The sequence below is a fragment of the Cupriavidus necator genome, from assembly GCF_040578825.1.
Classification (GTDB): Bacteria; Pseudomonadota; Gammaproteobacteria; order Burkholderiales; family Burkholderiaceae; genus Cupriavidus; species Cupriavidus necator_E.
The window spans coordinates 101,933-108,464 of the sequence record NZ_JBEFLI010000013.1; the positions used below are offsets into that span (position 1 = coordinate 101,933).

Here is a 6,532-nt window from a genome sequence, read left to right on the forward strand (position 1 = left end):
CGGTTCGACCGACGCGCCGCGGTGATGTTCTGCCCCGCAGGCACGCCCCCGCTCCGGGATGGTCATCAGTGCAGCGGGCTGCACCATGCCACGTCCACCAGGTTCCGCCGCCGCCACTCCATGGCGCGGCGACCACCCTCCGAAGGATCTCAATCCCGTCTTGCCTACGCCGGGGTTGATTTAGGTCAAGCGCATGTCCCGGTCTCCGGCTACGCTAACTGCAACGAATCGCAACAAGAATTCGTTGCCGGGTACTCCCAAAATTCCCTCTGGAGACACACCATGTACCAGCGCATCCTGCTCGCCGTGGACGGCAGCCGCTCGTCCGACCTGGCGCTTAGCCAGGCGGTCATCATCGCCCGCGCCACGGGTGCCGAAGTCAAGGTACTGTATGTCGTGGACGACAGCGACGTCTATTTCGAAGCCAGCTATTTCGACCCGCGGGAACTGGTCGAGAACCTGACGACCCACGGCCGCAAGGCGCTGGACGCCGCCACGGCACGGTTGGGCGAGGCCGGCATCCGCAACACCACGAAGCTCGATGAGAAGCCGGTGGCGCCGGGGCGCATCTCGTCGACCATCGTCGCCGAAGCCGATGCCTGGAATGCCGACCTCATCGTCATGGGCACCCATGGCCGTCGCGGCGTCAGGCGCCTGCTGATGGGCAGCGTGTCCGAAGGGGTGCTGCACAAGACCATCAAACCGGTGCTGCTGGTGCGCAGCGAGACCGAGGGCTGACGCCGTCGCCTTCGCAGCACGTAGGCCGCAGCCGCCACAGACCACCGCCCGTCCGCCGGGACCGGCCTCTGCCGCGCCCGGCAGGCATTTGCCAGCTGTTGGCGAGGACCCTGCCCAGGCCAGCCCGGGCGCCGGACCACACGCCGGCGCCGGCCTGCCATCGTTCAGCGCCGCCGTGCAAGTGCCGCATGGCAGCGGCTGGCTGCCGGCCATGCTCGAATCCGGCCCCGATCCGCGGGCGTCGTGCCGGAGCATTGCCGGCCTGACGGCGGACTGGTTTGAACAGCTGCTGTCCGCGGCCCCGCCGGCGGTCCTCGACTACGACGGGACCTGACTGCCCTGCGGCGCCCGCGCTACCATGCCTTGGCCAGGCGCACATCGGCATGCAAGCCTTTGGCAACGCAGATCTGCGGGCACTGAGCCCTTTTCCCGTGGCCGGCGCCTAGCGGCGGCTCGTGCCAAGTGGCCCCAGCGACGCGATGCTCGCGGCCAACCCGCTCGTCACCGCCGCCATGCGATCGTAGTCAAGCGTCGCCGGTACGTCGTGCGCGGTGTGGTAGTTCGGATTCCGCAGATAGGCAGTGTCCGTGACCATGACGGCCGGATAGCCTTGGCGCCAGAAGGAGAAATGATCGCTCAGGGCGACCCCGGGCACCCACCACGGCAGCGCCGCTGCTGCGACTGGAAAACCGGAGGCACTCCGGAATGCGTCAACAACCCATCGCAATTGGCGCAATGAGCGAAGATTGGAAACGAAGGCGATAAAGTTGCCGCGTTCTGGATAGAAGTAGCGCAGCAGTGGCGGATACCCTTGCGTGCCGGGTTCATTCCGGTAGTAGCCCAGCATCTCGAGCGAAAGCATCACGCGGATGCAATCCCCATGCTGCCGCGCGGCTCTTGCATACCTCAGGCTACCCATGTCCCCGCGGGCGAAAAACGGCGCTTCCTCGTTCACGAAGGCAACGCAGCGCACCGTGTACTGGGGTGAGAGGGACTGCAGCAGGCCCGTGATCTCGAGCACCGCGGCAACGCCGCTGGCGTTGTCATCAGCCCCGGGGCTGTTCCGCACTGTGTCGTAGTGCGCGCCGATCACAATGATTTCGTCGGGCTGCACACAGCCGGCGAGCGTGACCTCGATATTGGCGCACGGAACGCCTCGTGCCTGATACGCCTGGTGCCTCACAGCACTACCACGCCTTGCCCACTCCTGCACGATATAGTCGGCCGCCGCGTGCAACGCGGGCGGCCGGAACACGTTGCGTTCGCCAATGTCTCCGGCAAGCGCTTTCACATGACGTTCCAATGCCGCAGCCAGGTCGCGGTGGTGCGCAGTCAGCATGCAATTCACTCCGGATGGGACCGAAGCTGGCCGGCTACAAGGGGCCCATGCCGGACTCGTTCGACGTTGGGCCGACAAGCTATTTCTTCCTTGGATCCTCCGCGGGATTCAGATAGCTGATGCCCCAGGGACCGGTACCATGAATCTGAATGACAGTTTCTTTGCTGGTGGTGTAGGCGAACATGGGCATTCCCGCAGGCATCATCATGACGCCGCCAGCCGGATAAGCCCTGGCCTTGGCGCGATCGAACGTCTCGCCGATGCCCAAATGGAGCGTCCCGGACAACACGGTGACTCGCTCAAACACGGGATGAGTGTGGGCTGGGATCTTGAAGTTGGGGGGAAGCTTGATCCGCATGGTGAACGGCGCGGCTTGATTGAGATCACCTTCCAATACCGCCAGCTTGGCGCCAGGTCCGATAGATGGGACCTCGGTCCACTTGATTTCGGACGGGACGATCGAAATATGGCCTTCCATAACGGGCTCAGCTGCCAGTGCGGGGGCCATGATGAGCGCACCCAGCGCGCATGCCGTCGAGGCTTCAATCATTCTCAAGTTGCGCATGCTCTACTCCTCTGCGTTAGCGTAGCCCCGGTCAACCCAGCCACCGGTGCCGGCAGTCACCCGGGAATGCCGGCCTGAGATCGACGCTAACCGGTCCGCGTCAGCGGTGAGACGCGCCGCCTGCCTGGAACCCAGCCCTGAGCGCAGGCTGAGGCAAAGGACGGGTGCAACCAACCCCACGGCAGCAATTTCAGCCTAGCGTGCCGGATAGCGGGAAGCAAGCAGCGCGGATAATCCGGTTTCGATAACGATTCGGTCGACCTCTTCGATTAGCAGGCCAAACTGGCAATCTGCCCCAGCGCGCCACTAAGGCCAGGGCAAGCAAGAAGGTACCAGGTGCGTCGCCGGTAATGCCCGCCGGTACCTCAACCATCTGTAGGCCGAACCGAACCATTGGCAGAGCAAACCAGCGGGACAGGTACCACACCACATCAGACCACGCTGATCGCCACCCCAATATTCCCCCGCGTCGCCTTGGAGTAAGGACACGTCTGGTGCGCATCCCCAACCAACGCCTCGGCATCCTCCCGCGGCAGGCCTGGCAGGCTGACGTTCAATCGTGCCTGCAGGCCATACCCCTCTCCGGCCATGCCAAGGTCGATTTCTGCATCGACCGCCAGATCCGCCGGCAGCGCGATCTTGCGCTTTGCCGCAGCCTTCTTGATCGCGCCGATAAAGCAGGCCGACCAGCCCGCGGCAAACAGCTGCTCCGGATTGGTACCGGTGCCGGCGCCGCCCGGCGTGGACAGCCGGATATCGAGCCGGCCATCGTCGCTGCGCGCGGTGCCGCCGTCACGGCCGCCGGCCGAGGTGTGGGTCTTGCCGGTGTAGAGAACTTTGTCGAGTCGGGTCATAGCGAGGTCTTTATGTGTCATGGGAAAAGTTTGAGGAATTTCAGGCGATGGCTTGCGCGCCAACGCTGCCGGGCGCGTGCTCGGACTCGGTATAGCCATCGCGATTGCTGATGCGCGCTACGGTCGAGCCTGCGCCGTCATCGCGGGCGCCGTCGGTAAAGACGTCGCGGCTGCCGCTGCGCGCGCCCTCGGTGAACGCGTCACGGGCGCCGTTGTGCGCGCCGTCGGTGAAGGCGCTGCGCTCGCCGATGCGGGCGCCATCGGTGAAGACATCGCGGTCGGCGACGCGGGCCGCGCTGATGCCGCCCAGGTTCTGGTCGCCGGGAAATACGGCGGCCGAGGCGGCCTGCGCGGCGCCCAGCGCTGCCGCGATCGCGGCGACGGAAGCCAGTTGGCGGGCGAGACGAGGGAAATGGATGGCAGGCATTTGATTGCTCCGTGGATCAGGTTGCAGTTTCGGTCGATGGGCTTCGCCGCAACGGGCGGCGAGGCCGGGGTCGCGGCACCGGCCGGGAGATCTGCAATCTGCCTCGGCGCCGCGCCACGAGATGTATTGAAGGCGACCGATGTATCTGCCACGTAGCGGGATGGTGTGCGCATGGTCAGCGCACGTATCGGCCAGCGCGGCGGATACATAGACATACAATGCAACTGACTGAGGCCCGGCGCGGGACGCCGGCAGCCGCACTACGCCGGCAGCGTCAGAGTCGCCTGCAGACCGCCGCCGTCGCGATTGGCAAGCGTCAGCGTGCCGCCCAGCGCCTGCGTCAGTTGCTGGGCGATGGCCAGTCCCAGGCCGGTACCGCCGGTGCCCCGGTTGCGCGACGTTTCGAGCCGGTAGAACGGCTGCATGACCCGATCCAGTTCCTCTTCCGGGATGCCCGGCCCCCGGTCCAGCACCGCGATGGCAAGCCCGCCATCGGCCTGCCGGGAAACCGCCAGCGTCACTTCGCCGCCGAACTTGACCGCGTTGTCGATCAGGTTGGTCAGGATGCGTCGCAGCGCCTGCGGCCGGGTCAGGATCGGCGCACCCGCCCTGCCCTCGACCGCCACTGCGTGGCCGGCGTCGAGGTAGTCACCGGCCAGGCTGTCGAGCAATGCGTCAGGGTCGATGCGCGCCTGGACCTCGGTGCCGCCGTGCAGCGTGCGGGCGTAGGCCACGCCCTCGCGCACCAGTTGCTCCATCGCGCGCAGGTCGTTATAGAGCTTCTCCTGCATCTCCGAGGGCTCCATCAGGTCCACGCGCAGCCGCATGCGTGTGATCGGCGTTTGCAGGTCGTGCGAGATCGCAGCCAGGATCTGCACGCGCTCGGCCAGGTAGCCGGCGATGCGTGCCTGCATCGCATTGAAGGCGGTGGCCGCATGGGCCACTTCGGCGGGCCCGCTTTCGGGCAGGCGGTCAGCCTTCAGGTCTGGCCCCAGGTTCTCTGCCGCGGCCGCGAGCTGGTTCAGCGGCCGCGTCGCCAGTCGCACCGCCATCCAGGCACAGCCGACCAGCAACGCCAGCTGGACCGCCAGCAGCACCGGCAGCCAGGCCGACAGCAGCGTGCCGGACGGATGCACGTCGATGGTCAACGGGTTGCCGTCACGCAGCCGCAGATGCACCTGGAAGCGGTTGCTCCCCGGCTGCGTGCTCGCCGTCACCTCGTAGCGGCCCTGCAGCGCCTGCGCGATGGTGTCCACCGCCCGCCGCGCCCGCTCCGAACGCGGCGGCTCGCCGGGCGTGCCGGCATCGAGCCGGTAGCTGTAGTTCTGCCGCCGCACCCGGTCCAGCCAGGCGGCGCGCTTGTCCGCCGGCAGCATGTCGAGCATCGCCACGGAGCTGGCTACGTCCATTTCGAGGTTGCCGAGCATCAGCCGGTCCGCCACCTCCCTGCGCTCCAGCATCACCAGGCCGAACGACAGCCCCTGCGCCAGCACCAGGCCCACCAGCAGGATCAGCATCAGCCGCGCGAACAGCGTGCGCGGCCATGCCAGCAGCTTGCGCGTGCCGCCGTTCATGGGCGTGCCTCCCGGATCTCGACCGGCGCGGTGAAGACATAGCCGCCGTTGCGAACCGTCTTGATATAGCGCGGCTCGCGCGCGTCGTCGCGCAGCCGCTGGCGCAGCCGGCTGACCAGCAGGTCGATGGAGCGCTCGAACAGTTCGGCATCGCGGCCCTGGGTCAGGTTCAGTAGCTGGTCGCGCGTCAGCACGCGTTGCGGATGGTCGACGAACACGCGCAGCAGCCGGTACTCGGCGCCGCTGAGCGCGACAATCACGTCCTGCTCATCCAGCAGGTGGCGCGCGGTGGTATCCAGCCGCCACGGCCCGAAGGCCAGCACGCTGGCGGCCTCGGTCACCTGCAGGTTGGGCGGCAGCATGCGGGTGCGCCGCAGCACCGAGCGGATGCGCGCCAGCAGCTCGCGCGCCGCGAACGGCTTGACCAGGTAGTCGTCGGCGCCCATTTCCAGGCCCAGGATGCGATCGGCTTCCTCGTTGCGGGCGGTCAGCATCAACACCGGCAGGTGGCGGCGTTCCCCCGCGCGCAGGTCCCGGCACAGCGCCAGGCCGTCCTCGCCGGGCAGCATCAGGTCGAGCACCACCAGGTCTATCGCGCCCTTGTCCAGCGCGGCGCGCATTTCGCGCCCGTTGGCGGCCAGCGTCACGCGCATGCCGCTGCGCTCGAGATAGGCGCCGACAAGTTCGCGGATCTCGCGGTCATCGTCGACGATAAGGATATGGTCCGGCGTGGTCATGGCAGCGTCTGGGCTTGATTGGGGCTGATTGGTTGGAACTGATGAAAGGGGCGGATCGTTCTCTCGATAATAGGCCGGCGCCGGCCCGCTGGCCGGTTTGCCGGCATGGGCGGCGCCCGTGACGTGATTATGCTGCGACCGGCTCGCCACTTTGTATCGCACTGTATCCGGGATGCCGGCAGACATGAAACATTGCATTTGGGGCGAAATCGGAAACAACCGGGATACGACGGGGCGGTGAAATGCTGGCATCGCATTCGCTAACGGAGATCCCGCCCGATGCCTGCCCTTCCCGCCC

The 6,532-nt window shown here is 66.7% G+C and carries 8 protein-coding genes; 2 read left to right on the plus strand and 6 right to left on the minus strand.

Annotated elements, in window-relative coordinates:
* Positions 1-282: 282 nt before the first annotated feature.
* Positions 283-738 carry a universal stress protein gene (locus AB1I47_RS09535; RefSeq protein ID WP_354683502.1) on the plus strand — a complete coding sequence of 152 codons (456 nt, stop codon included), beginning with the start codon at positions 283-285 and terminating at the stop codon, positions 736-738.
* 88 nt (positions 739-826) lie between these two features.
* Positions 827-1,072 carry a hypothetical protein gene (locus AB1I47_RS09540; RefSeq protein ID WP_354683503.1) on the plus strand — a complete coding sequence of 82 codons (246 nt, stop codon included), beginning with the start codon at positions 827-829 and terminating at the stop codon, positions 1,070-1,072.
* A 108-nt stretch (positions 1,073-1,180) separates the two neighbouring features.
* Here AB1I47_RS09540 and AB1I47_RS09545 read toward each other — a convergent pair whose 3' ends face one another.
* The 6 genes from AB1I47_RS09545 to AB1I47_RS09570 all read right to left on the minus strand — a co-directional run bounded on the left by AB1I47_RS09545 (position 1,181) and on the right by AB1I47_RS09570 (position 6,234).
* On the minus strand, positions 1,181-2,077 hold the full coding sequence (locus AB1I47_RS09545; RefSeq protein ID WP_354683504.1) for a M28 family peptidase: 897 nt from the start codon (positions 2,075-2,077) through the stop codon (positions 1,181-1,183).
* Positions 2,078-2,156: 79 nt separating this feature from the next.
* A complete protein-coding gene (locus AB1I47_RS09550; protein ID WP_354683505.1) occupies positions 2,157-2,642 on the minus strand; it encodes a cupin domain-containing protein in 486 nt (161 codons plus the stop codon).
* Between the two features lie 431 nt (positions 2,643-3,073).
* Positions 3,074-3,496: an organic hydroperoxide resistance protein gene (locus AB1I47_RS09555; RefSeq protein ID WP_354683506.1), complete on the minus strand. Its 423-nt coding sequence runs from the start codon at positions 3,494-3,496 to the stop codon at positions 3,074-3,076.
* A 40-nt stretch (positions 3,497-3,536) separates the two neighbouring features.
* Complete coding sequence (locus AB1I47_RS09560) at positions 3,537-3,923, minus strand: copper resistance protein CopQ (protein ID WP_354683507.1); 387 nt, start codon at positions 3,921-3,923, stop codon at positions 3,537-3,539.
* Positions 3,924-4,183: 260 nt separating this feature from the next.
* Positions 4,184-5,497, minus strand: a complete 1,314-nt coding sequence (locus tag AB1I47_RS09565; protein ID WP_354683508.1) for a HAMP domain-containing sensor histidine kinase — start codon at positions 5,495-5,497, stop codon at positions 4,184-4,186.
* Positions 5,494-6,234: a response regulator gene (locus AB1I47_RS09570; protein WP_354683509.1), complete on the minus strand. Its 741-nt coding sequence runs from the start codon at positions 6,232-6,234 to the stop codon at positions 5,494-5,496. The genes AB1I47_RS09565 and AB1I47_RS09570 overlap by 4 nt, the downstream gene beginning before the upstream one ends.
* Between the last annotated feature and the right edge of the window lie 298 nt (positions 6,235-6,532).

Bases quoted from the DNA above. Each gene is read 5' to 3' on its own strand.
- AB1I47_RS09535 (WP_354683502.1), top strand. From the start codon at position 283: ATGTACCAGCGCATCCTGCTCGCCGTGGACGGCAGCCGCTCGTCCGAC.
- AB1I47_RS09545 (WP_354683504.1), bottom strand. From the start codon at position 2,077: ATGCTGACTGCGCACCACCGCGACCTGGCTGCGGCATTGGAACGTCAT.
- AB1I47_RS09550 (WP_354683505.1), bottom strand. From the start codon at position 2,642: ATGCGCAACTTGAGAATGATTGAAGCCTCGACGGCATGCGCGCTGGGT.
- AB1I47_RS09555 (WP_354683506.1), bottom strand. From the start codon at position 3,496: ATGACCCGACTCGACAAAGTTCTCTACACCGGCAAGACCCACACCTCG.
- AB1I47_RS09560 (WP_354683507.1), bottom strand. From the start codon at position 3,923: ATGCCTGCCATCCATTTCCCTCGTCTCGCCCGCCAACTGGCTTCCGTC.
- AB1I47_RS09565 (WP_354683508.1), bottom strand. From the start codon at position 5,497: ATGAACGGCGGCACGCGCAAGCTGCTGGCATGGCCGCGCACGCTGTTC.
- AB1I47_RS09570 (WP_354683509.1), bottom strand. From the start codon at position 6,234: ATGACCACGCCGGACCATATCCTTATCGTCGACGATGACCGCGAGATC.